This window comes from Pseudomonas sp. GM17 (assembly GCF_000282175.2).
In the GTDB taxonomy this organism is placed as follows: Bacteria; Pseudomonadota; Gammaproteobacteria; order Pseudomonadales; family Pseudomonadaceae; genus Aquipseudomonas; species Aquipseudomonas chlororaphis.
On record NZ_CP124732.1, the window covers coordinates 149391 to 172824 of the forward strand.

22 protein-coding genes are annotated in these 23434 nt (G+C 63.0%); 17 read left to right on the forward strand and 5 right to left on the reverse strand.

Annotated elements, in window-relative coordinates:
- Positions 1 to 3: 3 nt before the first annotated feature.
- Positions 4 to 981 (reverse strand): dipeptidase, encoded by a 978-nt coding sequence (locus PMI20_RS00650; RefSeq protein WP_007926352.1) that lies wholly within the window; start codon positions 979 to 981, stop codon positions 4 to 6.
- Positions 982 to 1208: 227 nt separating this feature from the next.
- Between PMI20_RS00650 and PMI20_RS00655 the strand changes: the two genes are divergently transcribed.
- From PMI20_RS00655 to PMI20_RS00670, 4 genes are all read left to right on the forward strand, one after another.
- Positions 1209 to 1610, forward strand: a complete 402-nt coding sequence (locus tag PMI20_RS00655) for a lysozyme inhibitor LprI family protein (protein ID WP_007926351.1) — start codon at positions 1209 to 1211, stop codon at positions 1608 to 1610.
- A 172-nt stretch (positions 1611 to 1782) separates the two neighbouring features.
- Complete coding sequence (locus PMI20_RS00660) at positions 1783 to 2037, forward strand: type II toxin-antitoxin system RelE family toxin (RefSeq protein ID WP_007926350.1); 255 nt, start codon at positions 1783 to 1785, stop codon at positions 2035 to 2037.
- The gene (locus tag PMI20_RS00665; protein WP_051003931.1) at positions 1976 to 2344 is read left to right on the forward strand and encodes a helix-turn-helix domain-containing protein; all 369 of its coding nucleotides are present in this window, start codon (positions 1976 to 1978) and stop codon (positions 2342 to 2344) included. The genes PMI20_RS00660 and PMI20_RS00665 overlap by 62 nt, the downstream gene beginning before the upstream one ends.
- A 33-nt stretch (positions 2345 to 2377) precedes the next feature.
- Positions 2378 to 2794 carry a DUF3010 family protein gene (locus PMI20_RS00670; RefSeq protein WP_007926348.1) on the forward strand — a complete coding sequence of 139 codons (417 nt, stop codon included), beginning with the start codon at positions 2378 to 2380 and terminating at the stop codon, positions 2792 to 2794.
- An 89-nt stretch (positions 2795 to 2883) separates the two neighbouring features.
- Here PMI20_RS00670 and PMI20_RS00675 read toward each other — a convergent pair whose 3' ends face one another.
- Positions 2884 to 3831 (reverse strand): GlxA family transcriptional regulator, encoded by a 948-nt coding sequence (locus tag PMI20_RS00675; protein WP_007926347.1) that lies wholly within the window; start codon positions 3829 to 3831, stop codon positions 2884 to 2886.
- A gap of 193 nt (positions 3832 to 4024) precedes the next feature.
- On the opposite strand from PMI20_RS00675, the gene choX reads away from it, so the two are divergent.
- From choX to aac(6'), 7 genes are all read left to right on the forward strand, one after another.
- Entirely contained in the window at positions 4025 to 4969 is a 945-nt protein-coding gene (gene choX, locus PMI20_RS00680) for a choline ABC transporter substrate-binding protein (RefSeq protein WP_007926346.1), read from the forward strand.
- A gap of 73 nt (positions 4970 to 5042) precedes the next feature.
- Positions 5043 to 5930 (forward strand): 3-dehydrocarnitine:acetyl-CoA trimethylamine transferase CdhC, encoded by an 888-nt coding sequence (gene cdhC / locus PMI20_RS00685; RefSeq protein WP_007926345.1) that lies wholly within the window; start codon positions 5043 to 5045, stop codon positions 5928 to 5930.
- Between the two features lie 140 nt (positions 5931 to 6070).
- On the forward strand, positions 6071 to 7036 hold the full coding sequence (locus PMI20_RS00690; protein WP_007926344.1) for an L-carnitine dehydrogenase: 966 nt from the start codon (positions 6071 to 6073) through the stop codon (positions 7034 to 7036).
- Positions 7037 to 7183: 147 nt separating this feature from the next.
- On the forward strand, positions 7184 to 7660 hold the full coding sequence (locus tag PMI20_RS00695; RefSeq protein ID WP_007926003.1) for a thioesterase family protein: 477 nt from the start codon (positions 7184 to 7186) through the stop codon (positions 7658 to 7660).
- 23 nt (positions 7661 to 7683) lie between these two features.
- Positions 7684 to 8847 carry a gamma-butyrobetaine dioxygenase gene (locus tag PMI20_RS00700; RefSeq protein WP_007925998.1) on the forward strand — a complete coding sequence of 388 codons (1164 nt, stop codon included), beginning with the start codon at positions 7684 to 7686 and terminating at the stop codon, positions 8845 to 8847.
- A 381-nt stretch (positions 8848 to 9228) separates the two neighbouring features.
- Complete coding sequence (locus PMI20_RS00705) at positions 9229 to 9489, forward strand: hypothetical protein (RefSeq protein WP_007925996.1); 261 nt, start codon at positions 9229 to 9231, stop codon at positions 9487 to 9489.
- A 62-nt stretch (positions 9490 to 9551) separates the two neighbouring features.
- Positions 9552 to 9998 (forward strand): aminoglycoside 6'-N-acetyltransferase, encoded by a 447-nt coding sequence (gene aac(6') / locus PMI20_RS00710; protein ID WP_007925994.1) that lies wholly within the window; start codon positions 9552 to 9554, stop codon positions 9996 to 9998.
- On the opposite strand, the gene gbdR is transcribed toward aac(6'), so the two are convergent.
- Positions 9999 to 11093: a choline metabolism transcriptional regulator GbdR gene (gene gbdR / locus PMI20_RS00715; protein WP_007925992.1), complete on the reverse strand. Its 1095-nt coding sequence runs from the start codon at positions 11091 to 11093 to the stop codon at positions 9999 to 10001.
- A gap of 558 nt (positions 11094 to 11651) precedes the next feature.
- A complete protein-coding gene (locus PMI20_RS00720) occupies positions 11652 to 13028 on the reverse strand; it encodes an L-serine ammonia-lyase (RefSeq protein ID WP_007925990.1) in 1377 nt (458 codons plus the stop codon).
- Positions 13029 to 13454: 426 nt separating this feature from the next.
- Between PMI20_RS00720 and PMI20_RS00725 the strand changes: the two genes are divergently transcribed.
- The 3 genes from PMI20_RS00725 (at position 13455) to choV (ending at position 16489) form a co-directional block, all read left to right on the forward strand.
- Positions 13455 to 14402, forward strand: coding sequence for a choline ABC transporter substrate-binding protein (locus PMI20_RS00725; protein WP_007925988.1), 948 nt, complete (start codon positions 13455 to 13457; stop codon positions 14400 to 14402).
- A gap of 66 nt (positions 14403 to 14468) precedes the next feature.
- Positions 14469 to 15314 carry a choline ABC transporter permease subunit gene (gene choW, locus PMI20_RS00730; RefSeq protein ID WP_007925985.1) on the forward strand — a complete coding sequence of 282 codons (846 nt, stop codon included), beginning with the start codon at positions 14469 to 14471 and terminating at the stop codon, positions 15312 to 15314.
- Complete coding sequence (choV, locus tag PMI20_RS00735) at positions 15311 to 16489, forward strand: choline ABC transporter ATP-binding protein (RefSeq protein WP_007925983.1); 1179 nt, start codon at positions 15311 to 15313, stop codon at positions 16487 to 16489. The genes choW and choV overlap by 4 nt, the downstream gene beginning before the upstream one ends.
- A gap of 230 nt (positions 16490 to 16719) precedes the next feature.
- On the opposite strand, the gene betT is transcribed toward choV, so the two are convergent.
- On the reverse strand, positions 16720 to 18717 hold the full coding sequence (gene betT, locus PMI20_RS00740; protein WP_007925980.1) for a choline BCCT transporter BetT: 1998 nt from the start codon (positions 18715 to 18717) through the stop codon (positions 16720 to 16722).
- A gap of 425 nt (positions 18718 to 19142) precedes the next feature.
- Between betT and betI the strand changes: the two genes are divergently transcribed.
- From betI to betA, 3 genes are all read left to right on the forward strand, one after another.
- The gene (betI, locus tag PMI20_RS00745; RefSeq protein WP_007925978.1) at positions 19143 to 19736 is read left to right on the forward strand and encodes a transcriptional regulator BetI; all 594 of its coding nucleotides are present in this window, start codon (positions 19143 to 19145) and stop codon (positions 19734 to 19736) included.
- 113 nt (positions 19737 to 19849) lie between these two features.
- Complete coding sequence (gene betB, locus PMI20_RS00750) at positions 19850 to 21322, forward strand: betaine-aldehyde dehydrogenase (protein ID WP_007925976.1); 1473 nt, start codon at positions 19850 to 19852, stop codon at positions 21320 to 21322.
- Between the two features lie 154 nt (positions 21323 to 21476).
- Positions 21477 to 23180, forward strand: coding sequence for a choline dehydrogenase (betA, locus tag PMI20_RS00755; protein ID WP_007925974.1), 1704 nt, complete (start codon positions 21477 to 21479; stop codon positions 23178 to 23180).
- Positions 23181 to 23434 lie beyond the last annotated feature (254 nt).

The following is a 23434-nucleotide window of genomic DNA, read 5'->3' on the forward strand; positions in this document are numbered from 1 at the left end:
GCGTTATTCGCCCCAGACGTCCTTGAGGACGTTGACCCAGTTCTCGCCCATGATCTTGCGCACCACACGCTCGGAGTGACCGCGCTTGAGCAGGGTCTCGGTGAGGTTGGGGAACTCGCCCACGGTGCGGATGCCCAGCGGGTTGATGATCTTGCCGAAGTTGGTCAGGCGACGGGCGTAGCCCTTGTCGTGGGTCAGGTATTCGAAGAAGTCCTGGCCATGGCCCTGGGTGAAGTCGGTGCCGATGCCGATGGCGTCTTCGCCGACGATGTTCATGGTGTATTCGATGGCCTCGGCGTAGTCGTCGATGGTCGAATCGATGCCCTTGGCCAGGAACGGCGCAAACATGGTCACGCCGACGAAACCACCGTGGTCGGCGATGAATTTCAGCTCTTCATCGGACTTGTTGCGCGGGTGTTCCTTGAGGCCCGACGGCAGGCAGTGGGAGTAGCAGACCGGCTTTTTCGATTCGAGGATGACTTCCTCGGAGGTCTTGGAGCCGACGTGGGACAGGTCGCACATGACGCCGACGCGGTTCATCTCGGCGACGATCTCGCGACCGAAGCCCGACAGGCCGCCATCGCGCTCGTAGCAGCCGGTGCCCACCAGATTCTGGGTGTTGTAGCACATCTGCACGATACCCACGCCCAGCTGCTTGAACACCTCGACGTAGCCGATCTGGTCCTCGTAGGCATGGGCATTCTGGAAGCCGAACAGAATGCCGGTCTTGCCCAGTTCCTTGGCCTTGCGGATGTCGGCGGTGGTGCGCACCGGCATCACCAGGTCGCTGTTCTCGCGGATCAGCTTCTGGCTGGAGGCGATGTTGTTGACCGTGGCCTGGAAGCCCTCCCACACCGACACGGTGCAGTTGGCTGCGGTCAGGCCGCCCTTGCGCATGTCTTCGAACAGCTCACGGTTCCACTTGGCAATGATCAGCCCGTCGATAACGATGCTGTCGGCGTGCAATTCGGCTGGGCTCATCAGGCAGTCCCCTTATTGGCAATTCATGCGCCGAATCGTCTGCCGGCGCTTTGGGGTCAGCATATGCCTCGGTGCCCGGGCAGCCGGGTGCAAAAACGACAGGGGAATTGCCGAAAGCGTCAATCCGCGACAAAGGGTCTGCCGGGCGTCCCTTGCCCCATCTGTTCTTTGTCATGCGCATGGGCCAGAATCCGCCGCATCACTGGATTAGAGGGGGCTGCGACGCAATGAAATCGATCTTCCTGGCTTTGGCACTGCTGGCGGCGGGCGCACAGGCGGCTGAAGAGGCCGACAACTCCCCGTGCGACAGCGTCGAACAGGATCAACAGACTCTGGAATGCGCCACCTTCAACAAAACCACCGCCGAGCAACTGCTGAGCGACAACCTGCAGGGCCTGCTCGAACGCCTGGGCACGCAATACGGCAGCGACAAGGCGCAGCTGGCCGACATCACCGCCAAGGTGCAGAACGCCCAGCAGCTGTGGCAGAAACAGCGCGACGCCGACTGCGCCGTCGATACCTTCCCCGCCAAACCCGGCAGCAAGGCCTACGCCATTGCCCAGGCCGATTGCCTGGCGCGCATGAGCGATGAACGGTCGGAATTTCTTGAGTCGATCGGGCAGGAGTAACGAGTCGGCCGCAAGTTTTTCTACAACAGGAATACCGCAATCGCGGGCAAGGACTGGGCGTCCCCCCTGCTCCTACAGAAGCATGAGCAATACCCGGACAAGGTTCTCGCCTTGGCCCGCGAGCGAATATAAGCAAAGATTGATTAATCTTATAAAAGGCTTATATTCGTTCATGAACAGCATCCTGTGGACCCGTAAGGCCGTCAAACAACTGCTGCGATTGCACAGCGCCCATCAGGTACAGATCCGTGACGCGGTGACCTTGCTCGGCGACATGCCCGACACCGGCAACGTCAAGGCGCTCAGCGGCTACGCCTATGCCTACCGCCTGCGAGTAGGCAGCTATCGAATCCTGTTCGACTGGGATGGCGCTATCAGAGTGGTCAGTATCCAAGAGGTCAAGAAACGTGACGAACGCACCTACTGACATCCAGATCATCAACGGCACGGACGGCAAGCCGGCGTTCGTGGTGATCCCTTATGCGGACTATGTGGCGCAACGCCAGGAGCCGGACCTGATCCCCCATGACGTGGTCAGCCGCATCGTTGACGGCGCCACGCCGATCCGCGCCTGGCGCGAGCACCTGCACCTGACCCAGGACGAGGTCGCCAAGCGCCTGGGCATTTCCCAGCCGGCCTTCGCCCAGCAGGAAAGCGTCGCCAAGCCCCGCCGCGCCACCCGCGAGAAGATCGCCGCGGCCTTTGGCATTCGCGCCGACCAGCTGGAACTGTAAGCTGCACGCCATTCATCGAGAAAAGGTTTTCCCATGAGCATCTGCGGCATCGAAATCAAAGGCAGCGAAGCCATCTTCGCCCTGGCCACCCTGCAAGACGGCACGGCGCAACACCTGGCCAACACCTGCAAGAAAATCGCCCTGGACGACGATGACGAAGCCGCCAACGTCAAAGCCTTCGCAGCCCAGGTGGCCGCCTTCGTCCGCGACAACGGCATCAGCCGCATCGCCATCAAGAAACGCAGCAAAAAAGGCGAATTCGCCGGCGGCCCGACCACCTTCAAGATCGAAGGCGTGTTCCAACTGCTGGACAACTGCGAGGTGACCCTGCTGTCGCCGCAGACCATCAACGCGCAGAACAAGAAGCACAACTTCGACCTGCCGGCGACGCTGAACAAATATCAGCATGAAGCGTACAAGACCGCCTGTGCGGCGTTGCTGAAAAAGTAATCCTGTCTCTCTTGCTCGCGACGCAGGCAACGCGCTGGGTCAGGCAGACCGCCATCGCGGGCAAGCCTCGCTCCTACAGAATCAGCAGCTCAGGCCTTCAGGCTTTGGCGCCGGTCTTCCCGCGGGCACTGGGCAAACCGGGCGCGATAGCTGCGGGTGAAATACGAGGGTGATTCGAAGCCGCAGGCGATGCTGACTTCCAGCACGCTCATGTCGGTCTGGCGCAGCAGTTGCCGGGCCTTTTCCAGGCGCAGCCCCAGGTAGAAGTTGCTCGGGGTGTCGTTCAGGTGCAGGCGGAACAGGCGTTCGAGCTGGCGCCGGGTGACCTTGATCGACTCGGCCAGTTGCAGGGTGCTCAGGGGCGGCTCGCTGTGCTGTTCCATCTCGCCGATCACCTGCACCAGCTTCTTGTTGCGGATGCCGTAGCGGGTGGCGACTTCCATGCGCTGGTGGTCCTTGCGCGGGCGGATGCGCCCGAGCACGAACTGTTCGCTGACCTGGATCGCCAGTTCCGGGCCGTGGGCCTGGCCGATCAGGTCGAGCATCATGTCGATGGACGCGGTGCCGCCGGCCGAGGTGATGCGCCGCCGGTCGATCTCGAACAGCTCCTGGGTCACGCTGAGCTGCGGATAGGACTCCTTGAACGCCTCGATCGCTTCCCAGTGCAGGGTCACGCGGTGGCCTTCAAGCAGCCCGGCTTGCGCCAGGACCACGCTGCCGGTGTCGATGCCGCCCAGGGTCACGCCCTCCACATCCAGGCGGCGCAACCAGTGCACCAGCGCCGGGGTGACGAACTTCAACGGTTCGAAGCCGGCCACCACCAACAGGGTCGCGCCCTTCTTCAACGGCTCCAGCGCCGCGTCGGCGTTGACCGACATGCCGTTGCTCGCCAATACCGCGCCGCCATCGGCGCTCAGCACATGCCAGCGATACAGCTCGCCGCGAAAGCGATTGGCCACGCGCAGCGGCTCGATGGCCGAGATGAACCCGATGGCCGAGAAGCCCGGCATCAGCAAGAAATAGAAATCCTGGGACATGGAACGCACTCGGATGACGGGCAGCGTGGCCACTGTGATACGCCGTTTCCACGCCGGGTTCAAGACGAAGGTCGCTGCAGTGCAAGAGCCGGTCGCCGCTGTGCGTTTTCAGCGCCCGCCGGCTGCGTAACGTGGCATCACCGGCGCACATAGACGCCGGAACCGACAATAACGACCTGCCGAGGAAACCTTCATGAAACGACTGATCAGCAGTTGCGTCCTTGCACTCAGCGGTACCGTCTTTCTCAGCTCCGGCGCCATGGCCGCCGACGCCGCCAGCTGCCAGAACGTGCGCCTCGGCGTGGTCAACTGGACCGACGTGATCGCCACCAGCGCCATGGCCCAGGTGCTGCTCGACGGCCTCGGCTACAAGACCAAGCAGACCAGCGCCTCGCAGCAGATCATTTTCGCCGGCATCCGCGACCAGCGCCTGGACCTGTTCCTCGGCTACTGGAACCCGCTGATGACCCAGACCATCACCCCCTTCGTCGACGCCAAGCGGGTCAAGGTGCTGGCCGAGCCCAGCCTCAAGGACGCCCGCGCGACCCTCGCCGTGCCCACCTACCTGGCGGACAAGGGCCTGAAAACCTTCGCCGACATCGCCAAATTCGAGAAGGAACTGGGCGGCAAGATCTACGGCATCGAGCCCGGCTCGGGCGCCAATACCCAGATCAAGGCGATGATCACCAAGAACCAGTTCGGCCTGGGCAAATTCCAGCTGGTCGAATCCAGCGAGGCCGGCATGCTCGCGGCGGTGGATCGCGCCGTGCGACGCAAGGAAGCCGTGGTGTTCTTCGGCTGGGCGCCGCACCCGATGAACGTCAATGTGCAGATGACCTACCTCACCGGCAGCGACGACGCCCTGGGCCCGAACGAAGGCATGGCCACGGTGTGGACCGTCACCGCGCCGACCTACGCCGAGCAGTGCCCGAATGTCAGCCGGCTGCTGAGCAACCTGACCTTCAGCGCCGAGGACGAGAGCCGCATGATGCAACCGCTGCTCGACCACAAGGACGCCCTGGAATCGGCCAGGCAATGGCTGGCCGAGCATCCGCAGGACAAGGCGCGCTGGCTCGAAGGGGTCACCACCTTCGACGGCAAGCCGGCCGCCGACAACCTGAAACTGACCAGCCAATAACCACCCCGAACTCCCTCTGCGCAGCGCCAAACGCCTGCGCAGCGACCCACCACGCCTGTAAGGAACCCGCACCATGAACCACGACGTCATCATCACCTGCGCACTCACCGGTGCTGGCGACACGACCGCCAAGAGCCCCCACGTGCCGGTCACCCCGAAACAGATTGCCGCCGCCGCGGTGGAAGCGGCCAAGGCCGGCGCCACCGTGGTCCACTGCCACGTGCGCAACCCGCAAACCGGCAAGTTCAGCCGCGATGTCGCGCTGTACCGCGAAGTGATGGAGCGTATCCGCGAGGCGGACGTCGACATCATCGTCAACCTCACCGCCGGGATGGGTGGCGACCTGGAGATCGGCGCCGGCGAAAACCCGATGGAGTTCGGCCCCAATACCGACCTGGTCGGCCCGTTGACCCGCCTGGCCCACGTCGAGGAACTGCTGCCGGAAATCTGCACCCTGGACTGCGGCACCCTGAACTTCGGCGACGGCGACACCATTTACGTGTCCACCCCGGCGCAACTGCGCGCCGGCGCCAAGCGCATCCAGGAGCTGGGGGTGAAGGCCGAGCTGGAAATCTTCGACACCGGCCACCTGTGGTTCGCCAAGCAGATGATCAAGGAAGGCCTGCTGGACGACCCGCTGTTCCAGCTGTGCCTGGGCATTCCCTGGGGTGCGCCGGCCGACACCACCACCATGAAGGCCATGGTCGACAACCTGCCGGCCGGCGCGGTCTGGGCCGGCTTCGGTATCGGCCGCATGCAGATGCCGATGGCCGCGCAGGCGGTGCTGCTGGGCGGCAACGTGCGGGTCGGCCTGGAAGACAACCTGTGGCTGGACAAGGGCGTACTGGCGACCAACGGCCAGTTGGTGGAGCGCGCCGGCGAGATCCTCAGCCGCCTCGGCGCCCGCGTCCTGACCCCGGCCGAGGGCCGGGCCAAGATGGGCCTGCGCAAGCGCGGCTGACCCCGATATCCCTTCTTCTGTAGGAGCGAGCTTGCTCGCGAAAAATGGCTGCATCCGATGCAATTTCTGCGTCTGGAAGATTGCCATCGCGAGCAAGCTCGCTCCTACAGGAAGACCGTGAACTCTTTCAGGAAATGACCATGAGCTTTATCACCGAGATCAAAACCTTCGCCGCCCTGGGCAGCGGTGTCATCGGCAGCGGCTGGGTATCGCGCGCCCTCGCCCACGGCCTGGACGTGGTGGCCTGGGACCCGGCGCCCGGCGCCGAGGCGGCCCTGCGCAAGCGCGTGGCCAATGCCTGGGGCGCCCTGGAGAAGCAGGGCCTGGCACCGGGCGCGTCCCAGGATCGCCTGCGCTTTGTCGCGACCATCGAGGAGTGCGTGAAAGACGCCGACTTTATCCAGGAAAGCGCCCCGGAACGCCTGGAGCTGAAGCTCGAGCTGCACGCCAGGATCAGCGCCGCGGCCAAGCCCAATGCGCTGATCGGCTCCAGCACCTCCGGCCTGCTGCCGAGCGAGTTCTACGAGAGTTCCACCCACCCGGAGCGCTGCGTGGTCGGCCACCCGTTCAACCCGGTGTACCTGCTGCCGCTGGTGGAAGTGGTCGGCGGCAAGAACACCGCGCCAGAAGCCGTGCAGGCCGCGATCAAGGTCTATGAATCCCTCGGCATGCGCCCGCTGCATGTGCGCAAGGAAGTCCCGGGCTTTATCGCCGACCGTCTTTTGGAGGCGCTGTGGCGCGAGGCCCTGCACCTGGTCAACGACGGCGTCGCCACCACCGGCGAAATCGACGATGCGATCCGCTTTGGCGCCGGCCTGCGCTGGTCGTTCATGGGCACTTTCCTGACCTACACCCTGGCCGGGGGCGATGCCGGCATGCGCCACTTCATGGCCCAGTTCGGCCCGGCCCTGCAGCTGCCGTGGACCTACCTGCCGGCCCCGGAACTGACCGACAAGCTGATCGACGACGTGGTCGAAGGCACCGCCGAGCAGCTCGGCACCCACAGCATTTCGGCGCTGGAGCGCTATCGTGATGACTGCCTGCTCGCCGTGCTCGAAGCGGTTAAAACCACCAAGGCCAAACACGGCATGAGCTTCAGCGAGTAACCCTGACGCCCCCTGTAGCCGCTGCCGCAGGCTGCGATAAGGCTCGAAGAGCCTTCCAGGGGCCGCAAGAGCGCGTCTCCTGCGGAGCCGATCGCAGCCTTCGGCAGCGGCTACAGGTTCAGCCCGCCATTTTCGTGAGCCCATGACATGCCCGCACTCACCACCTACACCACCCGCATCAGCCCCGACTGGGTCGATTACAACGGCCACCTGCGGGACGCTTTCTACCTGCTGATTTTCAGCTACGCCACCGACGCCCTGATGGACCGGCTGGGCATGGACAGCAACCACCGCGAAGCCAGCGGCAACTCGCTATTCACCCTGGAGCTGCACCTCAATTACCTGCATGAAGTGAAGCTCGATACCGAGGTCGAAGTACACACCCAAATCATCGGCCACGACCGCAAGCGCCTGCACCTGTACCACAGCCTGCACAAGGTCGGTGACGACCTGGAACTGGCCGGCAACGAGCAGATGCTGCTCCACGTCGACCTCGCCGGCCCGCGCTCGGCGCCGTTCAGCGAGCCGGTGCTGAACAGACTGCGAGCCATCGCCGCCGAGCAGGCCAACCTCCCCGCCCCCGCCTGGATCGGTCGGGTGATTGCCCTGCCGCCGGAAAAATAACCGCCCATAAACAGGAGCGCACCGTGAATACCTCCACCGCTTTTGCCGACTTCCGCAGCTACCCGTTGATCAGCGCGTTGACCGCCGTACAAGCCCAGGCGGACCGTGTTCAGGTGCAGTGGGCCGACGGTCGCTCGAGCCCCTTTCATCATCAGTGGCTGCGCGACAACTGCCCCTGCGCGCACTGCGTGTACAGCGTGACCCGCGAGCAGGTGCTGGAGATCGTCGACGTCGCCGAAGACCTGGCCCCGACCGTCAGCCGGATCGACGCCCAGGGCTGCCTGAGCATCGACTGGCAGGACGGCCACCTCAGCCGCTTCGATCCGGGCTGGCTGCGGGCCCACGCCTACGACGATGAAAGCCGCGCCGAGCGCCGCGCGCGTCGCCCGCACAGCCAGTTGTGGGACAACCGGCTGCACCTGCCGGTGTTCGAGTACCAGGTGCTGATGGAGGACCCGCTGGCGCTGTTGCAATGGCTGCTGGCGGTGCGCGATATCGGCCTGACGCAGGTCCGCGGCGTGCCCACCGAACCGGGGTCGCTGGCCCAGGTCGCCAAGCGCATCGCCTTTATCCGCGAGAGCAATTTCGGCGTGTTGTTCAACGTGCAATCCAAGGCCGACGCCGACAGCAACGCCTACACCGCTTTCAACCTGCCGCTGCACACCGACCTGCCAACCCGCGAGCTGCAACCGGGCCTGCAGTTCCTGCATTGCCTGGTGAACGACGCCGAAGGCGGCGAAAGCATCTTTGTCGACGGTTTTGCTATCGCCGACGCCTTGCGCCGCGAAGACCCCGAGGCGTTTCGCGCGCTGTGCGAGATCCCCGTGGAGTTTCGCAACAAGGACCGCCACAGCGACTACCGCTGCCTGGCGCCGGTGATCGCCCTGGATGCGCTGGGTGAGGTCACGGAGATCCGCATGGCCAACTTCCTGCGCGGGCCATTCGAGGCCTCGGTGGACGACATGCCCCGGCTCTACCGCGCTTATCGACGTTTTATCGCCATGACCCGCGAGCCGCGCTTTCGCCTGATCCAGCGCCTCAACCCGGGCGAACTGTGGTGCTTCGACAACCGTCGCACCCTGCACGCCCGCAACGCCTTCGACCCCGCCACCGGCGCGCGGCATTTCCAGGGTTGCTACATCGACCGCGACGAGTTGCTGTCGCGGATCCTGGTGTTGCAGCGCTAGACCGCGTCGCGTCAATCGCGAGCAAGCTCGCTCCTACAGGTTCGCGTCGTAGCACGATGCTGGGTACGACATCGCCTCTGTAGGAGCGAGCTTGCTCGCGAAAAAATGGCCCAGACACCACCTTTCTCCAGGCAAAAAAATCCCCGATCAAGCCGTGACAGGATCGGGGCAGAGGAGGTTTTCTGAGGAGCCGACACGAGGGTGACCAAACCTTCGATGACCGAGCTGGAATCCAGTGTGCCCAGTCGCCTTCAAGCCAAGTTAGCCGAAAACGACCTGTTCATAGGCATCCCGGCCATTGCGACAATTCGCCCTTGCCGACTGTCCGGGTGGCTACCAGAATCGGCTCACGACCACACTCCCTGAACAAGGATAAGAGTCATGATGCACGCGGATCTGATTGACCAGGACGACCTGCTCGGCCAACTGAGGGCCCTGGGTTTTGAAATGCCGGCCGGCGCCACGGCCGACCAGGCCTGCGAGTGTGCGGTGCGCGGCTTGAGCGATGCCCGGGCCAAGGCCCTCAAGGGCATGGTCGAGCAGATGCTCACCGGCAATGCCACCATCCTGCCGGCCGTGCGCCAGGCCATCGACAAACAACTGTTGCCGGCCCTGGCCCAATTCCAGAACAGCCGCGCCTGAGCCTTCGCCGGGAGCGGATCGCGGAGTAGAGTGCGGTGCCTGCACACCAAGGAGCCGCCCCCATGATTCGAATCGAACCCTGCCAGCCAGCCCATCAAGCGGACTGGCTGCCGTTGCGCCAGGCGCTGTGGCCCGACTGTCCGGCCGAGGAACACCGGGACGAAATCGCCAGTTTGCTGGACGACCCGCAGCGCTATATCAACCTGCTCGCTTATACCGCCGATGGGCGGCCAGTAGGGTTGGCCGAGGCTTCGTTACGCCACGACTACGTGAACGGCACCGAGCATTCGCCGGTGGTGTTTCTGGAGGGTTTGTACGTCAGCGCCGAACAGCGGCGCCAGGGCATTGCCGAACGGCTGATCGATGCCGTCGCCCAATGGGGGCGGGATCAGGGCTGCGTGGAAATGGCTTCGGATACCGGCCTGGAAAACCTGGTGAGCCAGACCGTGCACAAGGCGCTCGGTTTCGAGGAAACCGAGCGCGTCGTGTACTTCAGGAAAAGCCTGTGATTACAGCCTGACGCTGGCGAAGGTCGATTCGTTGCGCGCCTGGCTCAGCGAGGACATCGGGCCGGCCAGCACCAGCGCCTGCGGAATCGGCATCATCGCCACCTGTTGGGCGGTGTTGGAGCCCACGCGTTCGTCACGCGGTGGAATGCCGAAGTACTCGCGGTAGCACTTGGAGAAGTGCGGCGTGGAGACAAAACCGCAGACCGAAGCCACTTCGATGATCGACATCGGCGTCTGCTTGAGCAGTTGCCGGGCGCGGATCAGCCGCAGCTTCAGGTAGTAACGCGATGGCGAGCAGTGCAGGTATTTCTGGAACAGCCGCTCCAGCTGGCGACGGGATACCGAAACGTAGACCGCCAGTTCGTCGAGGTCGATCGGCTCTTCCAGGTTGGCTTCCATCAGCGCGACGATTTCCTGCAGTTTCGGCTGGTTGGTGCCGAGCATGTGCTTGAGCGGCACGCGCTGGTGATCCTGCTCGTTACGGATACGTTCGTAGACGAACATTTCCGAGATCGCCGCCGACAGTTCACGGCCGTGATCGCGGCTGATCAAGTGCAGCATCATGTCCAGCGGCGCGGTGCCGCCGGAACTGGTGAAGCGGTTGCGGTCGAGGGTGAACAGGCGGGTGCTCATGGCCACCCGCGGGAAGGCTTCCTGCATCGAGGCCAGGCATTCCCAGTGCACGCTGCAATCGAAACCGTCGAGCAGGCCGGCGCAGGCCAGGGCCCAGCTGCCGGTGCAGACCGCGCCGAGGCGGCGGGACTGGCGCGCCTGGCTTTGTAGCCACGACACATGTTCGCGGGTCACGGTGCGCTGGATGCCGATGCCGCCGCAGACGATCACGGTGTCCAGGGCGGGGGCTTTGTGCATGGAGGCGTCGGGGGTGATCTGCAGGCCATCACTGGCCCAGACCTGGCCACCGTCGACGCTGAGGGTGGTCCAGCGATACAGCTCGCGACCGGACAACTGGTTGGCCATGCGCAGCGGCTCGACCGCGGACGCCAGGGAAATCAGCGTGAAATTGTCCAGCAGCAAAAAGCCGATGGATTGAGGCGCACGGTTCTGGGGTTGAGCCCCGGAGTTGAACGACGTCATCGCGGTATCTCCTCACACAAAGCAGGTGATGGCCTCAGGCGGAGGCTCTTGTTATTGCCATCGTTCTCACGTGGGAGACGGGCTTTGTGAGGACAGAGCAATTGCCATGCCTAAAATTGAATGGCCATTCAATAACTCCTGAAAACGACGTCGCGATGCGTCTATATAAGCCGTGCGCAATGTGCGGGTTATCAGTGTCGAATCGGCCTGGAAGGGCCCTGGCCCGGTGGCTGTGAGCAAATCGGTAGCACTTGTGGGAACGGCGAGAAACGTCCCGGGAAAAGAGTGTCACCGCAAGCACAGGTGGGCGCTCAGCCGAGGTCAGCGAAAAACCTGACCGATGAGCCTTGGGACTTACCTGTTTGCGACGCTCCAAAAGGTGGCGAGGGCGCCGCGGGGTGTTCAATTTATGAGCAGTAGGCTGGAAACAGGCGGTGGATGATCCGGCGTCATCGCGGGCAAGCCTCGCTCCTACGGAATGCGTTTTGCTGTAGGAGCGAGCGGGCGGCGATCCGACTTGCCTGCGATGGACTGCGCAGCAGTCCCGCTGTTAAAGCATCAACACTCCACAGCGCTGACCGCCAAGCCGCCGCGGGATGTCTCCTTGTATTTGTCGTGCATGTCGGCGCCGGTATCGCGCATGGTGCGGATCACCCGGTCCAGGGAAATGAAGTGCTGGCCGTCGCCGCGCAGGGCCATTTGCGCGGCGTTGATGGCCTTCACCGCGGCAATCGCGTTGCGCTCGATGCACGGCACCTGCACCAGGCCGCCGACCGGGTCGCAGGTCAGGCCGAGGTTATGCTCCAGGCCTATTTCCGCGGCATTGCACAGCTGCTCCGGCGACGCCCCGAGAATCTCCGCCAGGCCGGCGGCGGCCATGGCGCAGGCAGAACCCACCTCGCCCTGGCAGCCGACTTCGGCGCCGGAGATCGAGGCGTTTTTCTTGCAGAGGATGCCCACCGCCGCCGCACCGAGGAAAAAGTCCACCACGTTGGCGTCGGTGACGTCCTCGCTGAAGCGCATGAAGTAATGCAGCACCGCCGGGATGATCCCCGCCGCGCCGTTGGTCGGCGCCGTCACCATGCGTCCGCCGGCGGCGTTTTCCTCGTTCACCGCCAGGGCGAACAGGTTGACCCACTCCATGGCGCTCAGGGTCGAGCCGATCACATTGGGTTTGTTCAGTTCCTGCAGGCTGCGATGCAGCTTGGCCGCGCGGCGCCGCACATTGAGCCCGCCGGGCAGGATGCCTTCGTGTTTCAGGCCCTGCTCGACGCAATCCTGCATGGCCTGCCAGAGCTTCATCAGGCCGGCGCGAATCTCCTCCTCCGAACGCCAGACCCTCTCGTTGGCCATCATCAGTTCGGCCACCCGCAGGTTGTGCTTCTGGCACAGGCTCAGCAGCTCCACGGCGCTGGAGAAGTCATAAGGCAATTCGGTGCGATCCAGGTCCACCACGCCGCTGCTGGCCTGGGCCTGGTCGACGACAAAACCGCCGCCCACGGAATAGTAGGTATCGCGGTGCAGCTCCCCGGAGTCGCCTTCGGCCACCAGGGTCATGGCGTTGGGATGGAACGGCAGGTTTTCATCGATCAGCAGCATGTCGCGCGCCCAGACGAAGGGAATCGGCAGGCGGTTGTCGAGCAGCAGGGTATTGGTTTCGCGCAGGGTCTCGATGCGACAGCCAATCTGCGACGGATCGATCGCATCCGGCCATTCGCCCATCAGCCCCATGATCACCGCGTTGTCGCTGCCGTGGCCGATGCCGGTGGCCGACAGCGAACCGTAGAGCCTTACCTCGACGCGGCGCACCTGGCCCAGCAGGTCTTTCTCGCGCAGGGCCTGGACGAACAGCGCCGCGGCGCGCATGGGCCCGACGGTGTGGGAACTGGAGGGGCCGATGCCGATTTTGAACAGGTCGAAAACACTGATAGCCATGACTGCGAAACTCCTCGATGAGCACACGCCGGGCGCCAAAACGCCCGGTGGCGAAGCTGCTACGCTCAAGCAGTAATCCGCCGAGATACGCGCATCATCAGGCTTTTGCAGTGTCGTTCGACGTCTCACACCGACTCACTCATGCCCACCAACGTCGTGGCCCGCGGACCTGCGGTTCTGGCCGTTTTTTTGCGGTTCAGATGGGCAAAAAGTGCTGAAAAAAGCTGTAAGCGACCTCACCGACACTGGATGCGACCCTCCCTGTACTGGATACGACGCACCCTGTAGGCGTCAGATTTTCACTGGTACATGATCAGTCTCGACTCGATTGCAAGGCACTGTGGTAGAGCTGTCCCACTCGCCCCAACCGCAACACTTATAAGTGCGGTCAGACACACCGCCAGAAAACACCCAGGAGTCCACCCCATGAAAGGTTCCCCGTCGTTGTTGTTGGCCGCCATGCTGAGTCTGCCGCTTCTGGCGCACGCCGCAGAACCGGCGCAATGCAGCACCGTAAACTTCTCCGATGTCGGCTGGACCGACATCACCGTCACCACCGCGACCACCAGCGTCGTGCTCGATGCCCTTGGTTACAAGACCAAGACCACGATGATTTCCGTGCCGGTGACCTACAAGTCCCTGGCCGACGGCAAGAACATGGACGTGTTCCTCGGCAACTGGATGCCGACCATGGAAAACGACATCAAGCCCTACCGCGATGCCGGCACCGTGGAAACCATCCGCGCCAACCTGGAGAACGCCAAGTACACCCTGGCGGTCCCGGAAGAGCTGTACAACAAGGGCCTGAAGGATTTCGCCGACATCGCCAAGTTCAAGAAAGAACTGGACGGCAAGATCTACGGCATCGAGCCGGGCAACGACGGCAACCGCATGATCCAGAGCATGATCGACAAGAACGCCTTCGGCCTCAAGGACGCCGGCTTCAAGGTGGTCGAGTCCAGCGAGGCGGGCATGCTGTCCCAGGTCGAGCGCGCGCAACGGCGCAGCACCGCGGTGGTGTTCCTGGGCTGGGAACCGCACCCGATGAACACCCGTTTCAAGATGAAGTACCTGACCGGCGGCGACGAGTTCTTCGGCCCCAACTACGGCCAGGCGACCATCTACACCAATACCCGCAAGGGCTACGCCGAGGAATGCAGCAACGTCGGTCAGTTGCTGAAGAATCTGTCGTTCACCCTGAACATGGAAAGCACCCTGATGGGTAACGTCCTGGACGACAAGATGAAGCCCGAGGCGGCCGCCAAGGCCTGGCTGAAGAAAAACCCCGAGGTACTCGATACCTGGCTCGCTGGCGTGACCACCATTGACGGAAAACCTGGCCTGGAGGCCGTGAAAGCCAAGCTTGCACAGTAAGTCGCTTATGCCGGGCGGGGTCGCCCGCCCGGGCTGTTTATTCCTTGCATGCGGACGTTCAATACCATGCTCATTGATCAGAAAATCCCTTTAGGCCAGTACATCGCTGCCTTCGTCGAATGGTTGACGCAACACGGCGCCAACACATTCGATGCGATCGCATCGACCCTGGAAACGATGATCCACGGCGTGACGTTTGCGCTGACCTGGTTCAACCCACTGGCCTTGATCGGCCTGATTGCCTTGCTGGCGCATATCATTCAACGCAAATGGGGCCTGACCGCCTTCGTCGTGCTGTCCTTCCTGCTGATCCTCAATCTGGGTTACTGGCAGGAAACCATGGAAACCCTGGCCCAGGTGCTGTTCGCCACCCTGGTCTGCGTGCTCATTGGCGTGCCGTTGGGCATCGTCGCCGCGCATAAGCCGATGTTCTACACCATGATGCGCCCGGTGCTCGATCTGATGCAGACCGTACCGACCTTCGTTTACCTCATTCCTACCCTGACCCTGTTCGGTCTGGGCGTGGTACCAGGCCTGATTTCCACGGTGGTGTTCGCCATTGCCGCGCCGATCCGCCTGACCTACCTGGGCATCCGCGATGTACCACAAGAGTTGATGGACGCCGGCAAGGCCTTTGGCTGCTCCCGCCGTCAACTGTTGTCGCGTATCGAGCTGCCCCATGCCATGCCGAGCATCGCCGCCGGCATCACCCAGTGCATCATGCTGTCGTTGTCGATGGTGGTGATCGCGGCCCTGGTGGGCGCCGATGGCCTGGGCAAACCCGTGGTCAACGCACTGAACACCGCCGATATCGCCCTGGGCTTCGAAGCAGGCCTGGCAATCGTACTGCTGGCGATCATGCTCGACCGTATCTGCAAACAACCCGAAGCCAAAGTAGGGGGTGACGCATGAGCATAATCCGCTTCGATAACGTCGACGTTATCTTCTCCAAGGATCCACGCGAGGCGCTCAAGCTGCTGGATCAGGGCATGACCCGCAACGAGATCCTGAAAAAGACCGGCCTGATCGTCGGTGTGGAAAAGGCCAGCCTGGACATCGAGAAAGGCGAAATCTGCGTGCTGATGGGCCTCTCCGGTTCCGGCAAGTCGAGCCTGCTGCGCTGCATCAACGGCCTCAACACCGTCAGCCGTGGCAAGCTGTTCGTCGAGCATGAGGGCAAGCAGATCGACATCGCTTCCTGTACCCCGGCGGAACTGAAGATGATGCGCACCAAGCGCATCGCCATGGTGTTCCAGAAGTTCGCCCTGATGCCCTGGCTGACCGTTCGCGAGAACATCAGCTTCGGCCTGGAAATGCAGGGCCGGCCGGAAAAGGAACGGCGCAAGCTGGTGGACGAGAAACTCGAGCTGGTGGGCCTGACCCAGTGGCGCAACAAGAAGCCCGACGAACTGTCCGGCGGTATGCAGCAACGTGTCGGCCTGGCCCGCGCCCTGGCGATGGACGCCGACATCCTGCTGATGGACGAACCCTTCTCCGCCCTCGACCCGCTGATCCGCCAGGGCCTGCAGGACGAACTGCTGGAGCTGCAACGCAAGCTGAGCAAGACCATCGTGTTCGTCAGCCATGACCTCGACGAGGCCCTGAAGCTGGGCAGCCGCATCGCCATCATGAAAGACGGGCGGATCATCCAGTACAGCAAGCCGGAAGAAATCGTGCTGAACCCGGCGGACGACTATGTGCGCACCTTCGTCGCCCATACCAACCCGCTCAACGTGCTCTGCGGCCGCAGCCTGATGCGCACCCTGGACAACTGCAAACGCATCAACGGCTCGGTGTGCCTGGACCCGGGTGGCGACTCCTGGCTCGACCTGGCCGAGGGCAACACCATCAAGGGCGCACGCCAGAACGGCGCCAGCCTCGACCTGCAGAACTGGATCCCGGGCCAGGCGGTGGAAGGCCTGGGCCGCAAGCCGACCCTGGTGGACTCCAACATCGGCATGCGCGACGCGCTGCAGATCCGCTACCAGACCGGCAACAAGCTGGTGCTGCACGACAACAACAAGGTGGTGGGGATCCTCGGCGACAGCGAGCTCTACCACGCGCTGCTCGGCAAGAACCTGGGGTAATAGCGACACGCAAACAAAAACGCCGCGACATCAATCGCGGCGTTTTTGTTTTATCGGGAATAAAGGGTGCAGGTTTGCTCCCTGTTGCGGGAGCGGGTGTTGCGCTGGGTCAGAGATGGCGCTTCGCGAGCAAGCTCGCTCCTACAGGTCAAATGCAATCCTTGTAGGAGCGAGCTTGCTCGCGATACAGGCGACGCGGTGTAACAGGGCTACACCGCGCCTCTCACGTCTTAGCTGTAGACCCGGCCAAGGAGCTGCCGATGGCTTTCGAACTGATCGAGCACGTCACGGGTGATCTGCTCCTGCGTGAAGCCCATCAAGTCGTATTCCTGACTGCCGTTGTGCAGGTAGACCTCGGCGCGGTAGTAGCGCGCACGCTCTTCGGGCGCATCGGCCGATTCGCTCGGCGCCGCCAGATAGCCGTCCAGGCTCACTTCATAAACGAAAGGGTTGCCCTCTTCCATCTCGATCCGCACGCCCATGCAACGCTTGGACTTGCCCAGCAGGGTTTGCACATCCAGGCCCTGGTTGCGCAGCTGGGTCGCGGCTTCTTCCAGTGCCGGCGTCACGTGCTTGTCCATGAAACGCTGGACCACCGCCTGGGTCGGCTGCAGGTCCAGCTGGGTCAGGCGCTCGCTGAAACCACGACGACCACGGGCCGCCAGTTCCGCCTGTTCCTGTTCGATCTGCGTGTCCTGGCGCATGGCCTTGTGCAGGCCGAACATGAAGCACACCAGCACCACCGAGAACGGCAGGCCGGCCAGCACCACCATGGTCTGCATGGCTTCGAAGTTACCGGCGAACAGCAGGCCGACGGTCACCAGGGTGATCACCACCGACCAGAAGATCCGCAGCCAGTGCGGGGCGTCTTCGTCGACGTTGCCGCCCTTGCAGGACAGGTTGGCCATCATCACCGCGCCGGAGTCGGCCGGGGTCAGGAACAGCACGAAGCCGACGAAAATCGACACGCCGATGACAATCTTCGACGCCGGGTAATGATCCAGCAGTTGGTAGATCGCCATGGACGGCTGTTCCAGCGCCGTCTTGCCGAGCTCCACCGCGCCATGGTTCATCACCAGGTCCAAGGCCGAGTTACCGAACACCGACAGCCAGGCCAGGGTGAAGCCCAGCGGAATCAGCAGCACGCCCGCCACCAGTTCGCGCACGGTACGGCCGCGGGAAATACGCGCGATGAACATGCCGACGAATGGCGCCCAGGAAATCCACCAGGCCCAGTAGAACAGGGTCCACAGGCCCAGCCAGCGGTCGGACTTGGCGCTGTCGCCTTCGTACACATAGAGGTCGAAGGTCTTGAGCACCACACCGTTGAGGTAATCGCCGACGTTTTGCACGAAACCGTTGAGCAGGTGCAGGGTCGGACCAAACAGCAGCACGAAGATCAGCAGGCCGCTGAACAGTACGATGTTCAGGTTGGACAGGCGGCGAATGCCGTTTTCCACACCGGATACCGCGGCGATGGTGGCCACGGTGCTCATGACGATGATCACGATCAGCAGGTTGGTGTTGCTGTGTTCCATGCCGAACAGGTTTTCCAGGCCGGAAGACACCTGCATCGAGCCGATGCCCAGGTTGGTCACCAGGCCCAGCAGGGTCACGAACATGCCGAAACCGTCCACCGCGTGGCCGGCCGCGCCCTTGACCCAGCGCTCGCCCACCAGCGGGTACAACGCCGAACGCAGCGCCAGCGGCTGGTTGTGGCGGTAGGCAAAGTAGGCCACGGCCAGGCCGACCAGGGCATAGATCGCCCAGCCGTGCAGGCCCCAGTGCAGGAACGTCAGTTGCAGCGCCGAACGCGCGGCCTGGTTGCTGCCCGGTACGCCTTCAGGCGGATTGAAGTAGTGGTCCAGCGGTTCGGAAGCACCGAAGTACAGCAGCGAAATGCCGATACCGGACGAGAACAGCATGCCGGCCCAGGCGCCATAGCTGAAATCCGGAGTGTCTTGCTTGGTCCCCAGCTTGAGCTTGCCGTAGGAGGAAAACGCCAGGCCGACGACGAAGACCAGGTAGGCGGCGATCACCACCATGTAGTACCAGCCGAAGCTGCGGGACAACCAGGCCTGGGCAATGCCGAGCAGTCTGCCGGCCTCTTGCGGGGCGATGATCAGAATGGCGGTCAGCAGCAGGATCAGCGCGGTGGAGGTGTAGAACACCCAACCGTTGACCCGCACCTTTTCCGGTGGGGTCTTTATAAGAGAGGCAGAACTCATGGCACAGATGCTCCAGGCAGTGCGAGAGAAGAACACAAGGCAACACGGCACCCGACCAATCGGTTAGTTGGCAGCCGACCGACGGGTGATATAAAGACACCCCGAAAAAAGCCCGAACCCGCAGGGGTTGCGTTGAGAACCAGCGTCGAAGGCCTTGTGCAAACGTGCAGTTCGTCACCTGGCCTTAAGCGTCTTGCCCATTCAACACATCCGTCCTCGCTGGCTCACGCTATGCCCTGCTTGGGTTTCAGACTTTTTCGGAGGTCGCTTTTCCGCCATCTACACGCAGGAAGGACCTGGAGGCAGCGACGATTTGTCGCAGATCTTATTCTTTGTTGATTGAACGTTCAATCAAAACAAAATAGACTGGCCCTCACGCCGGTAGCCGTTTCACGACTGCCAGCAGGCCTAAGGAGATGTGCAAGATGCCCAAGGTCGGTATGCAACCCATACGCCGCCAGCAGTTGATCGAAGCCACGTTGCTGGCGGTCGATCAGGTCGGGATGGGGGACGCCAGCATTGCGCTGATCGCCCGTTTGGCCGGTGTCTCGAACGGCATCATCAGTCACTACTTTCAGGACAAGAACGGCCTGATCGCCGCCACGGCGCAGTATCTGATGAGTGTCCTCAGCGAGAACGTCACCGCGCGCCGTCAGGCGCTGGAGGACAGCAGCCCGCGGGCGCACCTCCAGGTGATCATCGAAGGCAACTTCGACGCCAGCCAGGTCAATGGCCCGGCAATGAAAACCTGGCTGGCCTTCTGGGCCACCAGCATGCACCACCCGTCTTTGCACAGGTTGCAGCGGATCAACGATCACCGCCTGTATTCCAACCTGTGCTGTCAGTTCCGCCGCGTCCTGCCGCTGGATGATGCACGCAGCGCGGCGCGAGGCCTGGCAGCCCTGATCGACGGTTTGTGGTTGCGCGGCGCGCTGTCGGGAGACGCTTTCGACACCGAGCAGGCGCACCGGATCGCTTACGAATACATGGATTTCCAACTGGCTAAGCAGGAGCGCTAGAGCACATTACAAGACGCTCGGCCCCCTGAACCGCCACTGACCAGCGCGCCCAGGCTACACGGCGCGCCCAGTGGTCAACGCCAACCACTCATGCACTTGCGAGGACTATCAACATGGCCCGTTTCGAACTGCAAAAACTCTACATTGACGGCGGCTACACCGACGCCGGCAGCGACGCCACCTTCGACGCCATCAATCCGGCCAACGGTGAAGTCCTCGCTCAAGTGCAACGTGCGACTAAAGAAGACGTCGAGCGCGCTGTCGTCAGCGCCGAGAAAGGCCAGAAGATCTGGGCCGCGATGACCGCCATGGAGCGTTCGCGCATCCTGCGTCGCGCCGTGGACATCCTGCGCGAGCGCAACGATGAACTGGCTGCCCTGGAAACCCTGGACACCGGCAAGGCCTACTCCGAAACCAAGTATGTCGACATCGTCACCGGCGCCGACGTGCTGGAATACTACGCGGGCCTGGTACCGGCCATCGAAGGCGAGCAGATCCCGCTGCGCACCACTTCGTTCGTCTACACCCGTCGCGAGCCGCTGGGCGTCGTGGCCGGTATCGGCGCGTGGAACTACCCGATCCAGATCGCCCTGTGGAAATCCGCGCCAGCCCTGGCGGCCGGTAACGCGATGATCTTCAAGCCAAGCGAAGTCACTTCGCTGACCACCCTGAAACTGGCCGAGATCTACACCGAAGCCGGCGTTCCGGCTGGCGTGTTCAACGTCCTGACCGGTAGCGGCCGCGAAGTCGGCACCTGGCTGACCGAACACCCACGCATCGAGAAAGTCTCCTTCACCGGCGGCACCGACACCGGCAAGAAGGTCATGGCCAGCGCTTCCAGCTCCTCGCTGAAAGACGTGACCATGGAACTGGGCGGCAAGTCGCCGCTGATCATCTTCGACGACGCCGACCTGGATCGCGCCGCCGACACCGCGATGATGGCCAACTTCTACAGCTCCGGCCAGGTCTGCACCAACGGTACCCGCGTCTTCGTACCGAGCCACCTGAAAGCCGCTTTCGAAGCCAAGATCGTCGAGCGCGTCGCGCGCATTCGCGTTGGCAACCCGGAAGATGAAAACACCAACTTCGGCCCGCTGGTCAGCTTCGCCCACATGGAAAGCGTGCTGGGCTACATCGCCAAGGGCAAGGAAGAAGGCGCCCGCCTGCTGTGCGGCGGCGAACGCCTGACCGACGGCGCATTCGCCAAAGGTGCTTTCGTGGCGCCGACCGTGTTCACCGACTGCACCGACGAGATGACCATCGTTCGCGAAGAAATCTTCGGCCCGGTGATGAGCATCCTGACCTACGAAACCGAAGAAGAAGTGATCCGTCGCGCCAACGACACCGACTTCGGCCTGGCCGCCGGTGTGGTAACCCGTGACCTGAACCGCGCGCACCGCGTGATTCATCAGCTCGAAGCCGGTATCTGCTGGATCAACGCCTGGGGCGAATCCGACGCCAAGATGCCGGTCGGCGGCTACAAGCAGTCGGGTGTTGGCCGTGAGAACGGGATCAGCTCGCTGAACAACTTCACCCGCATCAAATCGGTACAGGTCGAGCTGGGCGACTACGCCTCGGTGTTCTAAGGCGAAATTCGCTTCGCCTGCGAGGCCGCCTTCGCGGGCAAGCCTCGCTCCTACAGAAGCACGCAAATCTCCTGTAGGAGCGGAGCTTGCCCGCGATCGAGTGCTCAGCACTCGCCATGGCCAGACCTGACCAACTCCAAAGAGGGTGCATTCAATGTCCCAAGAATACGATTACATCATCATCGGTGCCGGCTCCGCCGGTAACACCCTGGCGACCCGTCTGACTGAAGACGAAGGCGTCACCGTGCTGCTGCTCGAAGCCGGCGGCCCGGACTACCGTTTCGACTTCCGCACGCAGATGCCGGCCGCCCTGGCGTTCCCGCTGCAAGGCCGTCGCTACAACTGGGCCTACGAGACCGACCCAGAGCCACACATGAACGGTCGCCGGATGGAATGCGGCCGTGGCAAGGGCTTGGGCGGCTCCTCGCTGATCAACGGCATGTGCTACATCCGCGGCAACGCCATGGACTACGACGGCTGGGCAAAACTGCCAGGCCTGGAAGACTGGGCCTACCTGGACTGCCTGCCGTACTTCCGTAAAGCCGAAACCCGCGACATCGGCCCGAACGACTACCACGGCGGCGAAGGCCCGGTCAGCGTGACCACGCCGAAAGCCGGCAACAACCCGCTGTTCCACGCCATGGTCGAAGCCGGCGTGCAGGCCGGTTACCCGCGTACCGAAGACCTCAACGGCTACCAGCAGGAAGGTTTCGGCCCGATGGACCGTACCGTGACGCCTAAAGGCCGTCGCGCCAGTACCGCCCGCGGTTACCTCGACGTGGCGAAAAAACGTTCGACCCTGAGCATCGTCACCCACGCCCTGACCGACAAGATCCTGTTCGAAGGCAAGCGTGCCGTTGGCGTGCGTTACCTGGTCGGCTCCGCCGAAGAGCGCGTCGAAGCCCGTGCCCGCAAGGAAGTGCTGCTGTGCTCCGGCGCCATCGCCTCGCCACAGATCCTGCAACGTTCCGGCGTCGGCCCGGCCAAGCTCCTGGAAAGCCTGGACATCCCGGTAGTCCACGACCTGCCGGGCGTCGGCGAGAACCTGCAAGACCACCTGGAACTGTACCTGCAGTACGCCTGCACCCAGCCGGTCTCGCTGTACCCGTCGCTGCTCTGGTACAACCAGCCGGCCATCGGTGCCGAGTGGCTGTTCAACGGCACCGGTATCGGCGCCAGCAACCAGTTCGAAGCCGGCGGCTTCATCCGCACTCGCGAAGAGTTCGAATGGCCGAACATCCAGTACCACTTCCTGCCGGTGGCGATTAACTACAACGGCAGCAACGGTGTGAAAGAGCACGGCTTCCAGGCGCACATGGGCTCCATGCGTTCGCCAAGCCGCGGCCGGATCCAGCTCAAGTCGAAGAACCCGCGCGACTACCCGAGCATCCTCTTCAACTACATGGCCACCGAGCAGGACTGGCAGGAATTCCGCGACGGCATCCGCCTGACCCGGGAAATCATGCAACAGCCGGCGCTGGACGCCTTCCGCGGCCGCGAAATCAGCCCGGGCATCGAGGTGCAGACCGACGAGCAGCTGGATAAATTCATCCGCGAGCACGCCGAAACCGCGTTCCACCCATCCTGCTCGTGCAAGATGGGCACCGACGAAATGGCCGTGGTCGATGGCCAGGGTCGCGTGCATGGCATGCAGGGTCTGCGCGTGGTCGATGCCTCGATCATGCCGATCATCACCACCGGCAACCTGAACGCGCCGACGATCATGATGGCCGAGAAAATCGCCGACAAGATCCGTGGCCGTCAGCCTCTGCCACGCAGCAAGGCCGCCTACTACGTGGCGGGCGATGCCCCGGTACGTGGCAAGCCGGTACGTGAAGTGAGCGCTACCGCGCAGTAACTTCGAACGGCGCCGATCGCAACGATCGGCGCCTTTTTGCTGTATCCGGCCTGTAGCCGCTGCCGCAGACTGCGATCGGCGGCGCAGCCGACGTAAACCAGCCACCACGGTTCACCAGGCAAGAACCCGATTGCCGAATCACAGCCCTTGGCCACGACTACAGTTCTCCAACATTTCCCTGCGCCTCCCTGCTTGATACCGCGCACCGCACGGGCCTAATCTAGGCGCTCGCAGCATTCCCCAGCACCTTTTCC

Excerpts from the sequence above, each read along its gene's own strand:
- PMI20_RS00650 (WP_007926352.1), bottom strand. The coding sequence starts at position 981 with ATGAGCCCAGCCGAATTGCACGCCGACAGCATCGTTATCGACGGGCTG.
- PMI20_RS00655 (WP_007926351.1), top strand. The coding sequence starts at position 1,209 with ATGAAATCGATCTTCCTGGCTTTGGCACTGCTGGCGGCGGGCGCACAG.
- PMI20_RS00660 (WP_007926350.1), top strand. The coding sequence starts at position 1,783 with ATGAACAGCATCCTGTGGACCCGTAAGGCCGTCAAACAACTGCTGCGA.
- PMI20_RS00665 (WP_051003931.1), top strand. The coding sequence starts at position 1,976 with ATGGCGCTATCAGAGTGGTCAGTATCCAAGAGGTCAAGAAACGTGACG.
- PMI20_RS00670 (WP_007926348.1), top strand. The coding sequence starts at position 2,378 with ATGAGCATCTGCGGCATCGAAATCAAAGGCAGCGAAGCCATCTTCGCC.
- PMI20_RS00675 (WP_007926347.1), bottom strand. The coding sequence starts at position 3,831 with ATGTCCCAGGATTTCTATTTCTTGCTGATGCCGGGCTTCTCGGCCATC.
- choX (WP_007926346.1), top strand. The coding sequence starts at position 4,025 with ATGAAACGACTGATCAGCAGTTGCGTCCTTGCACTCAGCGGTACCGTC.
- cdhC (WP_007926345.1), top strand. The coding sequence starts at position 5,043 with ATGAACCACGACGTCATCATCACCTGCGCACTCACCGGTGCTGGCGAC.
- PMI20_RS00690 (WP_007926344.1), top strand. The coding sequence starts at position 6,071 with ATGAGCTTTATCACCGAGATCAAAACCTTCGCCGCCCTGGGCAGCGGT.
- PMI20_RS00695 (WP_007926003.1), top strand. The coding sequence starts at position 7,184 with ATGCCCGCACTCACCACCTACACCACCCGCATCAGCCCCGACTGGGTC.
- PMI20_RS00705 (WP_007925996.1), top strand. The coding sequence starts at position 9,229 with ATGATGCACGCGGATCTGATTGACCAGGACGACCTGCTCGGCCAACTG.
- gbdR (WP_007925992.1), bottom strand. The coding sequence starts at position 11,093 with ATGACGTCGTTCAACTCCGGGGCTCAACCCCAGAACCGTGCGCCTCAA.
- PMI20_RS00720 (WP_007925990.1), bottom strand. The coding sequence starts at position 13,028 with ATGGCTATCAGTGTTTTCGACCTGTTCAAAATCGGCATCGGCCCCTCC.
- PMI20_RS00725 (WP_007925988.1), top strand. The coding sequence starts at position 13,455 with ATGAAAGGTTCCCCGTCGTTGTTGTTGGCCGCCATGCTGAGTCTGCCG.
- choW (WP_007925985.1), top strand. The coding sequence starts at position 14,469 with ATGCTCATTGATCAGAAAATCCCTTTAGGCCAGTACATCGCTGCCTTC.
- choV (WP_007925983.1), top strand. The coding sequence starts at position 15,311 with ATGAGCATAATCCGCTTCGATAACGTCGACGTTATCTTCTCCAAGGAT.
- betT (WP_007925980.1), bottom strand. The coding sequence starts at position 18,717 with ATGAGTTCTGCCTCTCTTATAAAGACCCCACCGGAAAAGGTGCGGGTC.
- betI (WP_007925978.1), top strand. The coding sequence starts at position 19,143 with ATGCCCAAGGTCGGTATGCAACCCATACGCCGCCAGCAGTTGATCGAA.
- betB (WP_007925976.1), top strand. The coding sequence starts at position 19,850 with ATGGCCCGTTTCGAACTGCAAAAACTCTACATTGACGGCGGCTACACC.
- betA (WP_007925974.1), top strand. The coding sequence starts at position 21,477 with ATGTCCCAAGAATACGATTACATCATCATCGGTGCCGGCTCCGCCGGT.